General features: G+C 63.1%; 18 protein-coding genes and 1 pseudogene. 4 read left to right on the forward strand and 15 right to left on the reverse strand.

Features of this window, described 5'->3' with window-relative positions; genetic code table 11:
- Positions 1 to 86: 86 nt before the first annotated feature.
- From ACEN9N_RS19040 to ACEN9N_RS19065, 6 genes are all read right to left on the reverse strand, one after another.
- Positions 87 to 1094 (reverse strand): zinc-dependent alcohol dehydrogenase family protein, encoded by a 1008-nt coding sequence (locus ACEN9N_RS19040; protein ID WP_413335849.1) that lies wholly within the window; start codon positions 1092 to 1094, stop codon positions 87 to 89.
- The gene (locus ACEN9N_RS19045) at positions 1094 to 1672 is read right to left on the reverse strand and encodes an amino acid synthesis family protein (protein WP_093050634.1); all 579 of its coding nucleotides are present in this window, start codon (positions 1670 to 1672) and stop codon (positions 1094 to 1096) included. Before ACEN9N_RS19045 ends, ACEN9N_RS19040 begins: the two co-directional genes overlap by 1 nt.
- Before the next feature lie 10 nt (positions 1673 to 1682).
- The gene (locus ACEN9N_RS19050) at positions 1683 to 2654 is read right to left on the reverse strand and encodes a tripartite tricarboxylate transporter substrate binding protein (protein WP_413335847.1); all 972 of its coding nucleotides are present in this window, start codon (positions 2652 to 2654) and stop codon (positions 1683 to 1685) included.
- A gap of 67 nt (positions 2655 to 2721) precedes the next feature.
- On the reverse strand, positions 2722 to 3585 hold the full coding sequence (locus tag ACEN9N_RS19055; protein ID WP_495654264.1) for a fumarylacetoacetate hydrolase family protein: 864 nt from the start codon (positions 3583 to 3585) through the stop codon (positions 2722 to 2724).
- Positions 3586 to 3628: 43 nt separating this feature from the next.
- Complete coding sequence (locus ACEN9N_RS19060) at positions 3629 to 4186, reverse strand: VOC family protein (RefSeq protein ID WP_413335844.1); 558 nt, start codon at positions 4184 to 4186, stop codon at positions 3629 to 3631.
- A 28-nt stretch (positions 4187 to 4214) separates the two neighbouring features.
- Positions 4215 to 4934, reverse strand: a complete 720-nt coding sequence (locus ACEN9N_RS19065; protein WP_495654265.1) for an FCD domain-containing protein — start codon at positions 4932 to 4934, stop codon at positions 4215 to 4217.
- Positions 4935 to 4967: 33 nt separating this feature from the next.
- On the opposite strand from ACEN9N_RS19065, the gene ACEN9N_RS19070 reads away from it, so the two are divergent.
- Complete coding sequence (locus ACEN9N_RS19070; protein ID WP_413335841.1) at positions 4968 to 5567, forward strand: NADPH-dependent FMN reductase; 600 nt, start codon at positions 4968 to 4970, stop codon at positions 5565 to 5567.
- Positions 5568 to 5600: 33 nt separating this feature from the next.
- Here the strand turns inward: ACEN9N_RS19070 and ACEN9N_RS19075 are convergent, their stop codons facing one another.
- Together ACEN9N_RS19075 and ACEN9N_RS19080 are read right to left on the reverse strand one after the other, a co-directional pair.
- Entirely contained in the window at positions 5601 to 6143 is a 543-nt protein-coding gene (locus ACEN9N_RS19075; RefSeq protein WP_413335840.1) for a cupin domain-containing protein, read from the reverse strand.
- 9 nt (positions 6144 to 6152) lie between these two features.
- The gene (locus ACEN9N_RS19080; RefSeq protein ID WP_495654266.1) at positions 6153 to 7262 is read right to left on the reverse strand and encodes an alcohol dehydrogenase catalytic domain-containing protein; all 1110 of its coding nucleotides are present in this window, start codon (positions 7260 to 7262) and stop codon (positions 6153 to 6155) included.
- Positions 7263 to 7411: 149 nt separating this feature from the next.
- Here ACEN9N_RS19080 and ACEN9N_RS19085 point away from each other — a divergent pair, with 149 nt between their 5' ends.
- Positions 7412 to 9028: a bifunctional 3-(3-hydroxy-phenyl)propionate/3-hydroxycinnamic acid hydroxylase gene (locus ACEN9N_RS19085; RefSeq protein ID WP_413335837.1), complete on the forward strand. Its 1617-nt coding sequence runs from the start codon at positions 7412 to 7414 to the stop codon at positions 9026 to 9028.
- A 339-nt stretch (positions 9029 to 9367) separates the two neighbouring features.
- On the opposite strand, the pseudogene ACEN9N_RS19090 reads toward ACEN9N_RS19085, so the two are convergent.
- The 4 genes and pseudogenes from ACEN9N_RS19090 to ACEN9N_RS19105 all read right to left on the reverse strand — a co-directional run.
- Positions 9368 to 9919 (reverse strand): annotated as a pseudogene (locus ACEN9N_RS19090) (xanthine dehydrogenase family protein molybdopterin-binding subunit); the annotation flags it as partial.
- A 41-nt stretch (positions 9920 to 9960) separates the two neighbouring features.
- Positions 9961 to 11589: an AAA family ATPase gene (locus ACEN9N_RS19095; RefSeq protein WP_495654267.1), complete on the reverse strand. Its 1629-nt coding sequence runs from the start codon at positions 11587 to 11589 to the stop codon at positions 9961 to 9963.
- Positions 11590 to 11669: 80 nt separating this feature from the next.
- Positions 11670 to 12128 (reverse strand): hypothetical protein, encoded by a 459-nt coding sequence (locus tag ACEN9N_RS19100; protein ID WP_495654268.1) that lies wholly within the window; start codon positions 12126 to 12128, stop codon positions 11670 to 11672.
- Positions 12129 to 13071: 943 nt separating this feature from the next.
- Entirely contained in the window at positions 13072 to 13548 is a 477-nt protein-coding gene (locus ACEN9N_RS19105; RefSeq protein WP_495654269.1) for a hypothetical protein, read from the reverse strand.
- Positions 13549 to 13985: 437 nt separating this feature from the next.
- Between ACEN9N_RS19105 and ACEN9N_RS19110 the strand changes: the two genes are divergently transcribed.
- On the forward strand, positions 13986 to 14345 hold the full coding sequence (locus ACEN9N_RS19110) for a hypothetical protein (protein ID WP_495654270.1): 360 nt from the start codon (positions 13986 to 13988) through the stop codon (positions 14343 to 14345).
- Positions 14346 to 14435: 90 nt separating this feature from the next.
- Complete coding sequence (locus ACEN9N_RS19115) at positions 14436 to 14909, forward strand: hypothetical protein (RefSeq protein ID WP_495654271.1); 474 nt, start codon at positions 14436 to 14438, stop codon at positions 14907 to 14909.
- Between the two features lie 194 nt (positions 14910 to 15103).
- On the opposite strand, the gene ACEN9N_RS19120 is transcribed toward ACEN9N_RS19115, so the two are convergent.
- The 3 genes from ACEN9N_RS19120 to ACEN9N_RS19130 form a co-directional block, all read right to left on the reverse strand.
- Entirely contained in the window at positions 15104 to 15457 is a 354-nt protein-coding gene (locus ACEN9N_RS19120; RefSeq protein ID WP_495654272.1) for an H-NS histone family protein, read from the reverse strand.
- 316 nt (positions 15458 to 15773) lie between these two features.
- Entirely contained in the window at positions 15774 to 16001 is a 228-nt protein-coding gene (locus tag ACEN9N_RS19125; RefSeq protein ID WP_354425581.1) for a hypothetical protein, read from the reverse strand.
- The gene (locus tag ACEN9N_RS19130) at positions 15998 to 16735 is read right to left on the reverse strand and encodes a DUF7227 family protein (protein WP_495656405.1); all 738 of its coding nucleotides are present in this window, start codon (positions 16733 to 16735) and stop codon (positions 15998 to 16000) included. The genes ACEN9N_RS19125 and ACEN9N_RS19130 overlap by 4 nt, the downstream gene beginning before the upstream one ends.
- Positions 16736 to 16747: the final 12 nt, after the last annotated feature.

Genomic DNA, 16747 nt, shown 5'->3' on the forward strand with positions numbered 1-16747 from the left:
TGAATGCGTCTCGCTTTTCGACCGGCAAGCTTCACGACAAGGCGAGAACGTGCCTCGCTGCCGCTCGGCATCTCAACGAAGAGATCTCACGCGTTGCGAGGCAACAGCACGATCTTTCCGAGCGTGTCTCCGCTGTCGAGCAACTCGTGCACGCGGCGCGCGTCCGCGAGCGCAAAGAGCGCCGCCTTCGGCGCACGCACGCGGCCCGCGGCCATGAGGGCAATGGCCGACTCCATCAGCCCGCGCCGTTGAGCGGCATCGGCATCGATGGCGTGGATCGAAAAAGTGCGTACCGCCAGGCTCTTGCCCAGCAACTTGCGAAGCTCCTCGAACACATCACCCGCCGGCGGGCCGGTGACGATGTTGTAGGAAACCGCCATTCCGAACGGCGCCAGGGCGCGCAGGCAGGCGATGAAGTGCGCGCCTCCGAGATGGTCGAAGGCCAGATCGACGCCGCGCCCGCCGGTAAGCTGCATGACCTTCTCGGTCAGTCCCTGAGGATCGCTCTCGACGACTTCGTGCGCGCCATTGGCCAGTGCGAAGTCTTTCTTTTCCGGCGTCGAGGCCGTCCCGATCACATGCAGGCCGCGATCGCGCGCCACCTGCACCAGTGCCGTGGCCACGCCACCCGCCGCGCCGGGAATCAGGATGGAGGTCGCAGGCGAGTTGCCATTGCTCGACAGCATGGCCAGTGCGAGCTGGAAGTTTCCAAGACTGACGGCATCCTCGAAGCGGATCGCATCGGGGAGAACGAATGGCGCGGCCTCGGGCACGCAGATGGCTTCGGCGTAGCAGCCGCCGCGCTGCTTCAGTTCCCGCGCGCTCACGAACACGCGCTGGCCGACCCGTAGGGCCGTGACGCCGGATCCGACCGCATCGACCACGCCGGCCATCTCGTTGCCGGGAATCGCCGGCATGGGCGGCATCCACTTGTAGGTGCCGTTGCGGATCAGCACGTCGGGGCCGCCGGCGCCGATCGCCATCGCCTTGACGCGCACTTCGCCCGCCTGCGGCTGCGGCAGAGGAAGCTCCACCAGTTGCAGAACCTCCGGGCCGCCGGGGGCCTCGAGCTGGATCGCCTTCATGGTGTGCATCACCGCTGCCCGTCGTGCACGGCCACCTGCTCCTTGGTGAGCCCGCCCAGGCGTGCATGCACCCGCCCTCCCGTGCCCATCACCAGCGCGAACAGGATCTCGTTCGGGCGCGGCGCGTCCTGGATGCCCACCTCCATCGAGTTGTAGTGGCTGCGCACGTACGCGGCATGGATGTAGTGCAGCGGCACCATGAGCCGGTAGCCGGTGGCGGCCACCGCCTTGGCCGAGGGGACGATCGCCTTCGGCTCGCCCAGGATGCTGCGCATGGCCCATCCCCCGGCCTCGTGCCAGACCGCGCCGTGCTCCAGCTCTCCGTTCACGCCGACGATCGCGGCCTTGCTGTAGACCTCGATCTTGTCCTGCCCGAGCACCTCGACCAACTCAGTGGCAAGCAACGTGCCGAGCGAGCGCAGCTCGGCCATGAAGGGCATCAGGTCCGGCTCGTACCGTCCCGCGTAGGGGTTGTGGATGACCGCGCAGGCAGCCGCCAGCCTGAGCGGCGTCGCGGCCGGCGGACCGCCCTCGTGGTAGATCGTTTCGATGGAAAGACTGCGCTTGCGGATCTCGATCAGTGACATGGAATTGACCTCATTGCTTGGGAATGTGTGCGTCGTTCACGACGGCGGCCCACCGCTTCAGCTCGGCGGCCACCATCGTGGTCATTTCTTCCGGTGTGCTGCCGCGCGCTTCGCCGCCCATCTCTTCCAGCCGCGCACGCACGCCCGGCGCCTGCAGGGCCTTGAGCGTCTCGGCCTGCAGGCGATCGACGATCGGGCGCGGCGTGCCGGCTGGCGCCATGAAGCCGGCCCAGGAGCGCACGTCGTAGCCGGGCACGCCTTGCTCGGCCACGGTCGGCAGCTCCGGCATCTGGCTCCATCGTTGCGCACCGGTGGTGGCCAGCGCCCGCAGCTTCCCTGCCTTGATGTTGGCCATGACGGCCGTGGGCGGCGCGATGATCATCGGCACCTCGCCGCCGAGCAGCGCCGTGACCGCGGCCGCATCTCCGCGATAGGGGATGTGCAGCATCTCGGCCTTGGCGGTCTTTACCAGCAGCTCGCCGGCAAGGTGGTGCGTGGAGCCGATGCCCGCCGATCCGTACGACACGCTGCGCGCGTCGGCACGTGCCGCGGCCAGCACTTCGGCAAGCCCGCGGTACGGCGAATCGGCCCGCACCACCAGCAGGAACGGAAAGTAGGTGATCGTCGAGACCATCTGGAAGTCCGACACCGTCTGGTAGCCGAGCTTGTTGTAGAGGGCGCCGGCCACGGCATGGCCGCCCGTGGCCAGCAGCAGCGTGTACCCGTCGGGCTTGGCACGCGCCACCGTTGCCGCGGCGATGGTGCCCCCTGCCCCGGCCTGCGCCTCGACCACGAAGGGCTGCGCCAGCCCCTTGGTCATCTCCGCGCCGACCACGCGCGCGATGGTGTCGGCGTTGCCGCCGGCCGCAAAGCCCTGGTAGACCTTGATCGGCTTGTCCGGATAGCCCTGGGCCATGCCGTCAAGGGGTGCCGCGCAGGCCATGGCAAGGCCTGCGGCGACGAGCAATCGTCTGCGCCGCATGAATTTGTCTCCGATGGTTCTTGTAGGAAGGCTGCGGCTTATCGTGCCGAGGCCCGGGCGAAGGGCTTCAGTCCTGCTGCACGATCGGGTTGCGCAGCACGCCGATGCCTTCGATCTCGACCTCGCACACGTCGCCCGGCTTCATGAAGCGCGGCGGCTTCTTGCTCCAGCCCACGCCTGCGGGCGTGCCGGTGGCGATCACGTCGCCGGGTGTGAGCGTGAAGATCGTCGAGGCATAGCTGATGAGCTTCGGAATGCTGAAGATCATGTGGCCCGTGTGGCTGCTCTGCACGACTTCGCCGTTGAGCCGGGTCTCGAGCTTGAGCTCGCGGCCGGGCGCGATCTCGTCGGCCGTCACCATCCAGGGACCGAAGCCGCCGGTCGACTCGAAGTTCTTGCCCGAGGCGATCTGCTTGGCGTGGAACTGCCACTCGCGAATGCTGCCGTCGTTGTAGCAAGAGTAGCCCGCCACATGGGCGAAGGCGTCGGCCTCCGCAATGTTGCGCCCGCCCTTGCCGATGATGACGGCGAGCTCGCCTTCCCAGTCCAGCGATTCCGACACGTGCGGCCGCACGATCGGCTGGTTGTGCGCGCACTGCGAACGCCACACGCGCAGGAAGATCGGCGGCTGCTCCGACAGTTCGCGATGCATGCCGGCGGCCAGCACCTCCTGGTGATGGTCCATGTAGTTGCGCACGGCGCACACGATCTTCTCGGAGCGCGGGATCACCGGCAGGAAGGTGATGTCGGCCAGCTTCGCCGCCACCGGCAGGCCTTCGACGTGCTGCGCCGCCTGCAGGTACTCGTCGGAGGCGATGTAGTCGACCAGGCCTGCATGCTGGGGCCGCGCCTTTCCGAGGTCGACGACGCCGTCACCGACGACGGCGCCCCAGGTTTCGCGGCCTTGATAGACAAATGACAAAAGCTTCATGGGAACTCCGGTTGAAAAGGGTGTGCGGAAAAGACGGAATGCGTCAGGCGGCAGGCGCAGCGGGCGAACGCGACTCGAACTGCGCCTGCCATTGCGCAAGCGGCATGAAGGTGGGGTCCTTGCGGCACGCCTCCTCGGTCTCGCGCATGAGCGTCTCGTCGTCCTTCGAAAGATCGAGCGGATCGCCGTGCGGCTGCGCCACGTAGAACGGCGTGTCGACGTAGATCTCCACCGTGTTGCCCTCCGGGTCGAGCATGTAGACCGAGAGCGCATTGCCGTGATTGAGGCCACGGATGCTGGTGGCGCCCCGGGCCTCGGCGCGCGCGGAAATATCGCGCAGGTACTGGATGCTCGGCACCACGAAGGAGATCTGCATCACGGTGCTGAACTTCGCCTCGGCCGGCCGGCCCGAGGCCAGCACCAGCTGGTGATGCTGATCGGGGCTGGCGCTGGTGAACACCAGCTGGTTCTTGAAGGTGCGGCCTTCGCCGCGATCGGTGATCGTGAGGTCGAAGGTCTCGGTGTAGAAGGCCACCATCCGGTCCAGGTCCGTGACGAAGATTCCGAAATGCGAAGGCGTGGGTCGGGCGACCTTGAGCATGCTGTCTCCTGTGAAGGGGCCGGTGGCCCTACGATTGCGCGGCCTGGGCGGCCTTGAGTGCGGCCAGCACGTTGCGTTGCGTGCTCAGGATGTGCTCTTCGAGCAGGACGCAGGCCGTATCGGCGTCGCGGCGCAAGGTGGCGTCCATGATCTTCTTGTGCTCGTTCGACTTGCGGCGCGCGGTCTTCCTGTGACGAGCGGAAAAGCGCCGGTACCGCTCGGCCTGGTCGAACAGGCTCGCGCCCCATACGCGCTGACGCAAGGAAGGGCATGCAGCCACCAGCGCGAGGTGAAAGGCACGGTGCAGCTGCGACCAGTCGTTGTCGAGAATGACAGGTCCGTCGCCCAGGCGGGACTCGACCTTCTCCAGGCGGTGGTACGCAGCAAGGATGTCCGCCTCCCAGGCATCATCGCCATGGGCAATGGCTTCCCGCAGCGCAGGCACGTCGAGCATGACGCGCATGCGCGTGATGTCGGCCAGGTCGTCTTCGGAGATCGGCGCCACGCGGAAGCCGCGGCGCTCGTCGGCGCGAATCAGCCCTTCCTGCGCCAGCCGGCTGAGCGCCTCGCGCAGCGGGCTGCTCGAATAGCCGTAGGCGGACTGGAGTTCGTCGAGCTTGAGCTTGGCGCCGGCTTCGAACGTGCCGGCTAGAACATCTTGCCGCAAGCGGGTGAAGGCCTGTTCGACCAGCGGCGGCTCGTAGGCGGGGGAGATTTCTTTTTTGTGCATGGAAATCATTTTATGCATAAACTCCAGATTTTTTTGATCAAGAACATCACCATGGCACACGACATCCCGACGACCGGCATCCGCCTGCTCGGCATCTCCGGAAGCATCCGGCGCGACTCCCACTGCACCGCGGTGCTTCGCAGCCTGCAGCCGCTGCTGCCGGCGTCGGCAACCATCGAGCTCTTCGCGCTCGACGACGTTCCGCTCTACAACGCCGACCTGGACGGCGATGCGCCGCCCGCGGCCGTCGTCCGGCTGAAGAGCGCCATTGCGCAGGCCGATGGCCTGGTCCTGTGCTCGCCGGAATACAACTACGGGATGCCCGGCGTGCTGAAGAACGCGATCGACTGGGCGTCGCGGCCCGGATTCGCCTCGCCGCTCAAGGGCAAGCCCGCGCTCATCATCACGGCCTCGCCCGGCAGTGCGGGCGGTGTGCGGGCACAGGCGCAGATCCGCGATGCCCTGGCCGCCACGCTGGCGCGGCCCGTGGTCCGGCAGCATGTCGCGATCGCGAACGTCAACGCACGGCTTCGCGATGGCCGGCTCGCGGACGAAGCCACGCTCGACTTCGTGCACGCAGCGCTCGCCGACCTCCTCGAGGACATCGCGTTGCTGGGCAAGGCCGCGTTCGGGCCGGCAGGCCGGAGCTGACGAAGGCATCTGCGACATGGGTTCAGGCCCGGCTCAGCCCTGGCGCCTGGTGCCCACGAGCACGAACAGCATGGTCGCGGGCTTGTCGCCGAGGTTGCGCCATGCATGCCGGTTGCCGTGCTGCACGGCCACCTCGTGCTGGCGCAGCAGCACCTGTGCGCCGTCGTCCAGTTCGAGCGTGATCTCGCCTTCGAGCACGATGTCGTAGTCGATGCTGTCGGTGGTGTGCATGCCGGGGTGGTCGGGCTCGAAGGTCTCGGCCAGTCCGGGAACCAGGCGGCCGAACTCGGCGCCGAAGGCGGCCGCATCGAAGTCGGCGCGCATCATCACCGCATCGGGCGGGAACGTGACCATCATGAGCCGGGTTCCGCCAGCGGCAGGCACGAAACCCGCCTCGCCCGTGCGGTCGCCCACGGAGCCGGTGCCCACGCTGTCGGACGCATCGGTGGCCCAGAGCAGCACCGCGGCAAAGCCGGGCACGGTCGTGAATTCGACGCTGCGCGGCGCCGGCCCATCCGAGATGAATTTCGCCTTGCCGCCGGCACCCGTGCCGGCCACTACCCGTCTGATCTTCATGGCGCGCTTTCAGGGATTGATGACGAAGTTGCTGAAGCCACCGTTGCGGCTCGCGATGCCCGAGATTGCTTCGTTGATGCGGTCCAACGGATAGCACACGTGCTCGAAGACCGAGAGGTCCAGCGTGCCGGCCTCGGCCATGTCGGCCATGTCTTGCCCCTCGCCAGCCGTGAACCAGGCCGAGCCCTCGATGCTCTGCTGCTCGTCCATCATGGTGTGCAGGTCCATGCCCACCATGCCGGCGATGGCGCCAATGTTGTAGGCGCGGCCGCCGCGCTTCAGTGCGCGCACACCCTGCTGGAAAGTCTCGTGCGGCGCGCCGGGGCCCAGCGCGTCGATGAAGGTGTCCACGCCCAGCCCGTCGGTGCGTGCCTTGGCCCACGCGTCGATGGCCTCGCCGTCCGCGCTGGAGAAGACCTCGATGCGATCGGGGGCCAGCGCCTTCACGCGCTCGAGCAACTCGCGGTTGCGTCCGGTGCCCAGGATGCGCGTGGCGCCCATGGCCAGGCCGAAGAGCGCGCCGCCGATGCCGAGCGTGCCGCTGATGCCGTTGATCAGCACGCTCCTGCCGGGGCCGACCTGCGCCTTGCGCATCGCGGAGTACATGGTGCCGAGGTAGCCGAAGCGTGCCGCCTGGTTGAAGCTCACGTTGTCCGGCAGCTTCACCAGCGCGTACTGCGGGGCGATCATGTATTCGCACAGGCCGCCGAACGGATAGTTCTTGTAGAGCTTGAGCGAGTTCTGCGAAAAGCCGAAGTAGCCGCTGAACGCGTAGTGCGTGCAGTTGATCAGGTCGCCGTTGCGGCAGGCGCGACAGCCGCCGCAGTAGAGGCTCGGGTTCACGTAGACGCGATCGCCCGGCTTCCACGTGTGCACGTGGGAGCCGACCGCCGTTACCTCGCCGGCTGGGTCGAGCCCGAAGACCGCGGGCAGCGGCGGCAGCGGCAGCTCCGGAAACCAGGTCGTCCAGTTGGCCAGGATGTTGCCGAGGTTGGGCACGATGCCGCATGCACGCACCCGCACCTGCACATCGTTGGCGGCGGGCTGGGGAATCGGAAGTTGCTCGACCTCCATCGGGGCGCCGACCTGGTGCAGTCGGGCAGCTTTCATCGTCGTCATGGTGTCTCCTGGCTGATTGATGTCTAGATGCACAAATCGTGTTTTGTGCATTCTTTTCGACCACGCGGCATAGCGTCATCAGTAATAACCCTTTGTGCGTGAAATCATGTTTTATGCACAATATCTGATTCATGCATTCAAACAAAGCCATGCTCCACCAGAATCCGGAACCCGTCGACGTGGCGATCATCGGCTTCGGCCCCGTCGGCGCAACGCTCGCCGCGCTGCTCGGCCAACGCGGCTTGCGCGTCGCGGTCTTCGACAAGTCGCAGCAGATCTACCCGCTGCCGCGCGCCTTCGCGCTCGACCACGAAGCACTGCGCGTGTTTCAGGAGATCGGCATCGCCGGCACGCTGGCGCCGCACATGACGCCCTACCGCCCGACGGTCTACCAGGGCAGCGACGGCGAACCCATCCAGCACTTCGACATGGGGCCGTCGCCCTACCCGCTCGCGTGGGCGCCGTCGTACACCTTCAACCAGCCGGCGCTGGAAGCCTCGCTGCGCCAGGCGGTCGGCAAGCTCCCCGGCGTGTCGATCCATCTCGGGCACGAGGTGCTGCAGCTGAGCCAGTCGCAAACCCACGCGCAGCTCGGCGTTCGCAGGTCCGACGGCACGCAGGCGCAACTGAGCGCGCGCTATGTCGTCGGCTGCGACGGCGGCACCAGCCCCACGCGCAAGCAGATGGGCCTGACGCTCAAGAGCCTCGACTTCGACGAGCCCTGGATCGTGGTCGACATGCATGTCGACGAAGACAAGCTCGACCGGCTGCCCGCCACCAACGTCCAGTACTGCCACCCGTCACGGCCTTGCACCTACGTCGTGGGTCCGGGCACCCACCGGCGCTGGGAGTTCCTGCTGCTTGCCGACGAGGCCGAGCAGCGCGAGATGCCGCACGAGGCCATCTGGCAGCTGCTCGCCCCCTGGCTCACGCCCGCTGACGCACGCATCTGGCGCGCGGCGGCCTACCGCTTTCATGCGGTGGTGCTCGAGCGATGGCGCAACGGCCGTGTGCTGCTGGCGGGCGACAGCGCGCACCAGATGCCCCCCTTCCTCGCCCAGGGCATGTGCCAGGGCTTGCGCGATGCCGTCAACCTCGCCTGGAAGCTTCAATGGGTGCTCGAGGAACGCGCCCCCGAGAGCCTGCTGGACAGCTACGGCGACGAGCGCGGACCGCAGGTGGAAGACGTGACGGCAACCGTCAAGCGGCTGGGCCAGATCATCTGCGAGCGCGACCCGGTGCGCGCCGCCGAGCGCGACCTTCGCCTGCGCGAGCAGCAAGGCGGGCAGGTGCGGATGCAACTGCGCCAGAGCCTGTTGCCCGGCGTGCGTCACGGGTTGATCGAACGCGACGAGTTGCCCGCGGGCACGCCCTTCCCCCAGGCGATGGGATGCATCGAACCCGGCGTTGCGCCGCAGATGATGGACGACCTGTTGCCGCCCGGCTTCCTGCTGGTGTTGCGCCATGCGCCCGATCCGGCGGCGCTCCGGACCTTGGAAACATCGGTGGCGAACCTCGGCGCGCAGCTGCTGTGCCTCGATGCCGCGACGACGGCGCCCGGCGTGGTGAAGCTGGCCGAAGCCGACGGTATTCTGGCGGCCTGGTTCGAACGCCATGGATGCGAGGCCGCGCTCGTGCGGCCGGATCATCTGGTCTACGGCGTGGCACGCACCTGCGGCGATATTGGCGAACTGGTGCGACGCGCCTGCACAAGGCTTGGCGTGGCACTCAACCTTCCTCCCCCCGCTCGCCGGGAAACGGTATGACCGATGCTTCTACCCCCACCCGAGCTTTTGGGCACCGGGGCGCTTCTGTTCGATCTCGAGACACAGCGATACGATGCCACGAAGCGCCCCGACTTCGCGCGCCTGCGAGCTCCTTAACTGCCCACTTACGCTTGAGCGATCCAGGGCGCGTCTCAACGCAGACTACTTTGTTGGTTGACGCGTGTGTATAGACCGCGCTGAGTCGGAGCACGCACAATAGTGGCGAATCCTTAAGCGGCTTACCAATCGTCCTCGGGTTGCGGATTTTCGATCTGAAGCGATAGGTAGTCAAAGGCCTGAGCCTGCGCCCGCCATCAGTTCCGCGCGTCGCCGGCAAGGGCCCGCGTAGGCGCCACACTCGGCAATGATGTGAACCTGCTTGGCAACGATCACGCCGTCGCGGTTCATGCCCATCTTGAGGGTGATGTGCTCAGGCACGCTCGCGCAGCAGGCTTGGAAGTCCTCAAACCGATTGTTCACCAGCCGCACGGGGCTACCGGTGCGCAATGCCAACAGGCCCGCCACCAGTTGGTTATCGTCTTCAACGATCTTGCCGCCGAAAGCGCCACCCGTGGTGGCCTGCACCACCCGCACTCGCGAAACCGACAGACCCAGCGTCGCCGCCACCTGCTCGCGCACCAGGTTGACGGCTTGCGTGGAAGTCCACAGCACGAGCCGTCCGTCCGGATCGAACGCGGCCACGGTTGCCATCGGTTCCATGTAACCGGGGTACTGTAAATGGGTGGTGTAGGTCGACTCGTGAACGAGATGTGCCGCAGCGAAACCTGCGTCCACATCGCCGCGGTCAAAGCGTATCTCGCGCGCAATGTTGTCGTGCCCCGGATGCACGCCGGGGGCATCCTCGTCCATCGCCTCGCTGGTGGTGAGGATGTCCGAACGCGTGAACAGCGCGCACCTTACGTGCTGGAGCGTCACACACCCGACAGGTCATCATCGGCAGTCGTCCCTTTCATCAGTGAAGGGTACCGGTTCCGAAGCAAAGTTCCCAGGGTCAAATTCCCAAACAGGTCACTCATGGAATCGCCACGCGATTCCATTGAATCGTTGGCGCATGAGTCCGAGCGCTCGATGTCGACTGCGGCCTGAGACTCAGAGCGAAGGCTGAAATGAGGCTCTTCATCATTTCTGGAAAGGTCGGTTCTCACGCCGGGAACTTTATCGACCTGCCCGACCTGCCCGACCTGCCCGACCTGCCCGACCTGCCCGACCTGCCCGACCTGCCCGACCTGCCCGACCTCCAAAGGTCGCGCTTGCAGCACCTCTGCGCGCCGTAATTCTGCAGGTCGTAGATCGTGGTGATCGACTGTTTGCGAGCTACACACGGAAGCGCCTTCCGGTTCTGCTCTCAACGAGTTCGAGAAGTGCGGACCAACGAACGGCCATGCTTTTCGAGGCACTCCCTCTACAGGTGCACGCTCGAACCAGGGATGCAAGGCACCCTGGCCCGGCACGACCGCAGATTCGAGTTCCTCGGCTGCGGCGACCACTGCGCGCAGATCCGGTCCTGGCAATCTCATGGTGTAGATCGTCTTTGCGCCCGGCGCCCGACAGCTGATCACCTTGAGATCGCGTTCAGCACGTCTCAAGGTCTCGAGGTTGTGCCCCGCCTTTTCTGCCTCCAATCGCACGTCTTTGCTCAGTTTCGGCCCATTTTCAAGTGCTGCACGCAACCACAAGCGAGCCTGTTCACGCTTGCTCTGCACAGATGCTCCGCTGTAGCTGTCCCCTCCGATAAGCCACTCCAGCGGCTCAAGTCCGCTTTGCGAATCTTCGAATTCTGCAACGAACTCCTCTATCAGCACACCATTAGAGGCCGTCGCGGTACGCAGAATGTCGAAGCCAAACGCCTTGATGTCGTCGTCACCCAAGTTCTTCGTTCGCACCACTACGTGGGTCGTACGCGGCGACGGCGCGTCCACGCGTGCGACGGCCAGATTGGTTGCAGACCACTCACTGAAGGGAGAGCGGTTAGCGCGCTGGGCAATGTCCTTGAGGCCCTTGCCGCTGGGTAAGTCGGCGACTACGACGATTGCACACTGCCAACGACGCGCCAAATCGCCCAGAGCCTCTCCGATCTGCTCCACCTTATGGCGCCCGCCGAGCTTCTGGGGCGAAGGCAGTGAATCGATGACCAGCAAACCGGGTGCCTGGTTGAAAGTTCGCATCTGGCTCTCGAGTGAAGCGATATCGTTTCGCAGATCGAACGGCTTGCAGTTCTTCGGGCTCCACAGCATGCAGATATCCGGGTCGGCTTTTGCCACGCGCAACTTATCAGCAAACGCGTTGATGCCCACTCGACGGTGGTCGCAAGCTATGGAGCGGAACATCGCGCAATCGCCGCCATCCGGCCATTGAGCGCGCTCGCGCTCTTTACTTGTGACCAGAGAAACAATTTTCGCCAGCAAGGTAGATTTGCCGCATCCTGGCTCTCCAAGCAGCAGAGTTACCTGCTCGCGTTGGATCATGCCCGGCCAAAGATACAAGGGAGTCCAGCGAGGCACGGCCTTCAAGGACTGCAGGGGGCCTTGGTCAAAAATCACTTTGATGTTCCTATGAGAAGTCGTCAACGGGAAGGCCCGCTATCGGCGGGTCTGGCTTCCCCTTCAAACCATGGAACGAATTAAAGGACCAAGTCGAGGGCCTTTTGGTCCTCGTCGAGCGTCTGCATGATCTGGCTGAAGCGAAAGGCAATCGCTTTGCGCCCGCCCGTTTCGCGACAATCGCGGCAAATGTGCGTGGTCTCGAGCACGACTTGCTCGTCAAAGTCGTCGAATCCGTTCCAGCACAGGATGGCGATGTCGTAGGTTGTCCAGTTGCACCCGGACCCGATTTGCGAGTTCTTGCAGCAACCACATTTGCAGAATGCCTCGTAGCTCCCGGCAACGTAGGTGCTGATTCCGCGTTCTTCCAGATAGGCTTTGGCTGCCTCGATCCCGCAACCCGTGCAGTAGACTCCAAGCACCGTCTTGCAGGCGCCATAGCTGTGGACAAGGCCAACAATGGTCTCACCGTGCGGGTGCCCACAGTTCATGCAGCGTCCGGACCAGTTGCGCACATCGCTCAAGTAGCTCACTTCCATCTCCGATTTCCAAACGGCTCCTTTCGGAGCGGTTTGCGGGCACCTGAGGCGCGCGCAAATCACGTTGGGCTGTATGGTCGTTGATGGAGGAAGGCTTGGCAGTGACGGTCAGCGTTCTGAACTTGCCCGTACTGCGAACCCTAAACAGCGGTCGTCTCCGCTGCATGCGCACCAAAAGCCCATCAGCCATTCTGGTCTCTCAGCTCTGTGCCGAGAAACCAGCCAATGACGACGAATCCTTATTGGTGCACCCCTGCCGTTGCGGCAAGGCGCTGCGCGTGAAGCGCTTATATATCGGAGCTGATTGCTCAGGCTTCCAACGGGAACGATCATAGCCGATCCGCGAACCTTGTCTATCCGAAGTCCGATTTGGGTGTCAAAGGGACAGTGGATCTCACCACACTGTACTGGACGGTAGGCTCGTCACGCAGGAACGACTTCCGTTTGGTCTCAGGGTGTCGAAGGCGCCCGCGTGGCGGGCAAGCGCTCTCGTAGAACATCAAGGGTTTGTCAGTAAAAATTTACTGCGTCAACCCATCATCTGCCAGGCGCTGGGAAGCAGCCTGACATCCGGCATAAAAAGTGCGGGAGCCAATGCCCCTTTATGTTGTTAATTATTAGGGAGTCCGAAGGACTCCCTCTGACTAAAGAGAAGAGAGGTGCCTTCACACCTCTCTTCTCTCCTCTCCCCCTAGCTCTAGCAAGGCTGAAAGCCTTGCTCTGACTTCAGCTCTCAGAGAGGTTCACCTCTCTGCTGATCATGAAGAAAAACGACCTAAGAAGAACGAGAAAGACCGAAAGTCTTTCTCGTGCATATTCTCTTTGAGGGAGGGACTACTTGCGGTGACGTGCGAAGGAAAAGCAGCATGCGAGCTCCTGCCAACTACATCGGTGGATTACAAACCTGTCTCCACCGAGGGGGGTCCGTTCGGCCGTACGCCGGTCATGATGTGCTGGATTTCTCCAAGCTCATTACAGTGCGAAGGTAGTTCCTCAACATCTCGCACTTCGTGCGCCGCGCCATCTCGGAAAACATGGCAGGAAAAACATCTCGAACCCAAAGCGTCACAGGGGATATCTGCGTTCGTTCCAGCTTGATCGGAACGTCGGCAAACTCTGGCCTGCCCAGTTCCTTTGCCCGCTCTTCCAATTTGAGAGCGAGGTTGGTCTCAGCTAGCCACACGGCCTCGGCTTCCATACTTACTTCGTCTAAGGGCGCCAAATCAGTTGGGTAGCCTGTAGTGTCGCGCTCAAAACTCCACCAATGCAGATTTTCTTGCGGACGCTGCGAAAGAGTGTTCACCTCAGCAGCCCAAGTTCTCTGCGACGTCTTCCACACGGCGATGACCACGAAGGTCTCACCGAAAACGGCTGGAGAAGGCCCCGTTACACGGAACATAGCCGGAGATTTCATGCTCATGCTCTGATTTCTTTGTTGGACTTGAGAAGTCTATGCGACTTCATCGAGAACCTTATTGAAAACATCGCCATCGACCTCTGGCTTCCTCCTAAGCCCAGTCACAACCTATGGTGCTCTTAGCTTCCTCAATTGCAAACGCGCTGGCATCGATCTACTGTACCCAGACTTTTGTGAGGCCCCATAGCGGAGTCCGCCGCACTCCCCGCCGTCAGTACGCATGGCTCAGTCGAGCGTTGGACATGCAGCCCTGAACTCTAAGGTGCTGGCTCTTCGTAGCTGGGCAATTCTTACTGAAACCCGCCATTCCATGAGCACGAACCTTGCGTCCTTGCTCGACGTCGCATAGACAAGACCCGACTACTTGGTTCCCGGAGGAACAGCTCTTCCGCGGTTCTCGGATCGTTCGGATCAACTCAGCAGGCGGAAACCTTGAGCCCGTGATCGCCGCAGCCGAACGCTTCCGGCGCGAGGCGGTCATCCTGCAGCGTGACATCCAGGCGCGTCGACCTTTGCATGTCGAGCTGAGCCCGGGTCAGGATGTCACCGAGGTTTACCGGATCCCGGTCAACCATGACACCGCAGATTTCGACCACTACAACCTGCGGGAATCGGAGTTCGCCGACCGTTATCTGCATAGATGCGTCGTCGAGGTTGCCGGGTACAAAGTTGCGGGCCTCGGCAGAATCTTCCGCAGCACGATCTGGAACCCGCGGCAGCCCATCGAGAACGCCGCTTTCCAGTCGAGCGATGCCATGCGTCGAACCATGAAAAAGAAGGGCGACCGGCCGCAGCACTGACAACGACCATTGGTCTTTCACGTAATGGCCTCAGCCAACGGGCCCTTCTGCGCCGGTCGGATCTCAGAACCTCAACTCCAGGAAAACAACATGTCCCGCTATTGGAATAAAGTCCCTTCGAAACATTGCTCGAACTGCGGAGCGCTCGTCGGTCATATTCACGTGAACTTGCACCGCAATGAAGAACGCTTTCAAAAACCTGGCCCGCCAAGCACCTTGGAGGTGAGAAACGCCCGCGTGCTGAAGTCGTACTGCATGAAGTGCGGAGTCAACGCTGCCCGTAAGGATCTGGAGAAGCATGGTTTCGCCTGCCATGACATAGAGGACTACGAGGGCGTTCGTCTATGCACAAGCTGCGGACAGACTCACCTCAAAAGGAACAATTGGCAACCCGTGTACCTGATCGCTGTCAACCTGTTTGATGACGAGGACCTCGACACCGTGGAGGAAACGGCGGTGGTAATTGCCTGCGCGGAGTGCGAGGCTGCACATGGAGGATTGCAGCCTGTGCCTCTCGCTATAAGCAAGCCGCGACTGGTGCGTCGATTCATTGACGCTTTTTGACCCGCGGATATACGACCTTGAGGACCTGGCGCAACGCCGCCGCAAGGATCCTGCGGATACCGGGTTCGTGCCTGCTCACCTCGCCGTGCGATTCGCGTAGAACTCCCGCACCTTCTTCCACCGCGGTCACGCACGGGGCCCAACTAGGGCGCCGACGCGTGCGATCACCCTATACCGCTTTCTCATGAAGCCAACTATTTCACCAACAGCTCTTCGGCCGACTTGCCCGCCTCGAGTGCTGCTTTGAACCAAGCAGGGCGTGGGCCACGGCCGCTCCAGACATTGCCCTGATCGTCCTTGAATTTCGGCGCACCATTGGCCGCAGCCAACTTCTTGGTCTTGCGCCCCTTCTTCGCGGTGGCTTCTTTCACCACGGCAACTCTTCCAATTGACCTGCCAAAACCAAGATCAGCAGCGGTGAAACCGTATACCGCGATAGCTTCTTTGATGCGACTGAGAACGCCGCTGGCTTCCTTATTGCGCAATTGCTCAGCCTCCTTCTGCAATTGTTCAATCTGCTTCTGAACCTGAAGATAAGTCTTTGTCATAGGAACTTTCAAACTGGAAAAGGCGCAAGCATACGCTGGGCAGAGGGACGGCCGTTGTCAGCGTTCTTCCTTATTTTTTCAACAACCCATACTGCTGCTGAACGACTGGTGGCAAGTGTCACACACACTGGCGCCCTATCTCATCACCAATCCTCGATGCTCAAGCTTCTTGCATCCATGCAATCAAAAAAATGAAACCTGCAACGGAGTCCTCCGAGGCTCGCCGAGAAGGCGAAACCAAGGAGGACTTTTCAGGCGTCTCAATGCTTGTTCAGCGTTGATTTGGTTCGAATATCCGTCAAGGTCGTATCGCGCATCAGACTCTACCGAGATCACCGCGGTGCTTCGCGTTGGACTCATGTTGAGCAGTAAGATTGGCAATCCGCGTCTCCTCCGCTGCAGCGCGATGGACCTGTTCCAATTGATACGGATCACATTGCTTGCGGGCCAGCATGACACGGTCCACGAGAAGAAGGAATTCTTCGTCAAGCGCTGGTGCACCTTCCTGTCCCGCCGCTTCGCTGACGGCATGGGTCGCCTTCATTGGACCTGCCGCCCGAAGAAGATCGCCTGGACGTGCCTTGCGCCGCTCCCGTGCGCCGGGAATCCCATGATGGCGATCCGATCGCGTTGCTGGCAAATGCCGCAGTTCAGGCAATCGCTGCTGCCGAGGCTGGCGGGGCACACGACGACGTGACGACCTGCAGGCGTCCGAACAGCCTTGGTAATTCCGGCAGGCAGAAGGACCACGACGGGCGCAACTCCGAGCGCGGCATAAGCATCGGCCTGGGCAAGCGTCTCCGCGCTCAGGTTGACAGTGAAGCCGATTTGGTTGGCCCTCTGGATAGCAACGCGGTTCGCCGGCGTGGGCAGGTAGTGGGTGTAGGTAAACCCGCGCCGCCCCATGTTCGCCAGCGCCAACTGGATGAGCAGCTTCTCGTCGATCACGCCTGGCGAGGACGGCGTCAGATCCCCTGCCTGGTTGTGCCGCCACAGCGCATGTCGACGCAGCGTGGAGATCTCCTGCAGCAACTCGTCGAAGCTGCTGCCGCGCCCTCCTTCCGAGACAGCTCTCCAGTGAAGCGCCAGAGGCCCGCTCTCGGCATAGCAGCCGTTGTGCTTGAGGCTGCAGCCGGGTGGACAGGAGTTCGCACTCGTCGTGGTGACCGGCATCGGGCCGGTCTTGGCGTTGCGGCTGATGCGCGTGAAGTGATATGTGAAAGTCGACGGTGATGCGACCGATGCGACGAATCGCTTCGATCGACCACGCGAATGCATGGTGACCAAGAT

It is taken from the genome of Variovorax sp. Varisp46 (assembly GCF_059491885.1).

Excerpts from the sequence above, each read along its gene's own strand:
- ACEN9N_RS19040 (WP_413335849.1), bottom strand. The coding sequence starts at position 1,094 with ATGCACACCATGAAGGCGATCCAGCTCGAGGCCCCCGGCGGCCCGGAG.
- ACEN9N_RS19045 (WP_093050634.1), bottom strand. The coding sequence starts at position 1,672 with ATGTCACTGATCGAGATCCGCAAGCGCAGTCTTTCCATCGAAACGATC.
- ACEN9N_RS19050 (WP_413335847.1), bottom strand. The coding sequence starts at position 2,654 with ATGCGGCGCAGACGATTGCTCGTCGCCGCAGGCCTTGCCATGGCCTGC.
- ACEN9N_RS19055 (WP_495654264.1), bottom strand. The coding sequence starts at position 3,585 with ATGAAGCTTTTGTCATTTGTCTATCAAGGCCGCGAAACCTGGGGCGCC.
- ACEN9N_RS19060 (WP_413335844.1), bottom strand. The coding sequence starts at position 4,186 with ATGCTCAAGGTCGCCCGACCCACGCCTTCGCATTTCGGAATCTTCGTC.
- ACEN9N_RS19065 (WP_495654265.1), bottom strand. The coding sequence starts at position 4,934 with ATGCATAAAATGATTTCCATGCACAAAAAAGAAATCTCCCCCGCCTAC.
- ACEN9N_RS19070 (WP_413335841.1), top strand. The coding sequence starts at position 4,968 with ATGGCACACGACATCCCGACGACCGGCATCCGCCTGCTCGGCATCTCC.
- ACEN9N_RS19075 (WP_413335840.1), bottom strand. The coding sequence starts at position 6,143 with ATGAAGATCAGACGGGTAGTGGCCGGCACGGGTGCCGGCGGCAAGGCG.
- ACEN9N_RS19080 (WP_495654266.1), bottom strand. The coding sequence starts at position 7,262 with ATGACGACGATGAAAGCTGCCCGACTGCACCAGGTCGGCGCCCCGATG.
- ACEN9N_RS19085 (WP_413335837.1), top strand. The coding sequence starts at position 7,412 with ATGCTCCACCAGAATCCGGAACCCGTCGACGTGGCGATCATCGGCTTC.
- ACEN9N_RS19100 (WP_495654268.1), bottom strand. The coding sequence starts at position 12,128 with ATGGAAGTGAGCTACTTGAGCGATGTGCGCAACTGGTCCGGACGCTGC.
- ACEN9N_RS19105 (WP_495654269.1), bottom strand. The coding sequence starts at position 13,548 with ATGAGCATGAAATCTCCGGCTATGTTCCGTGTAACGGGGCCTTCTCCA.
- ACEN9N_RS19115 (WP_495654271.1), top strand. The coding sequence starts at position 14,436 with ATGTCCCGCTATTGGAATAAAGTCCCTTCGAAACATTGCTCGAACTGC.
- ACEN9N_RS19120 (WP_495654272.1), bottom strand. The coding sequence starts at position 15,457 with ATGACAAAGACTTATCTTCAGGTTCAGAAGCAGATTGAACAATTGCAG.
- ACEN9N_RS19125 (WP_354425581.1), bottom strand. The coding sequence starts at position 16,001 with ATGAAGGCGACCCATGCCGTCAGCGAAGCGGCGGGACAGGAAGGTGCA.
- ACEN9N_RS19130 (WP_495656405.1), bottom strand. The coding sequence starts at position 16,735 with ATGCATTCGCGTGGTCGATCGAAGCGATTCGTCGCATCGGTCGCATCA.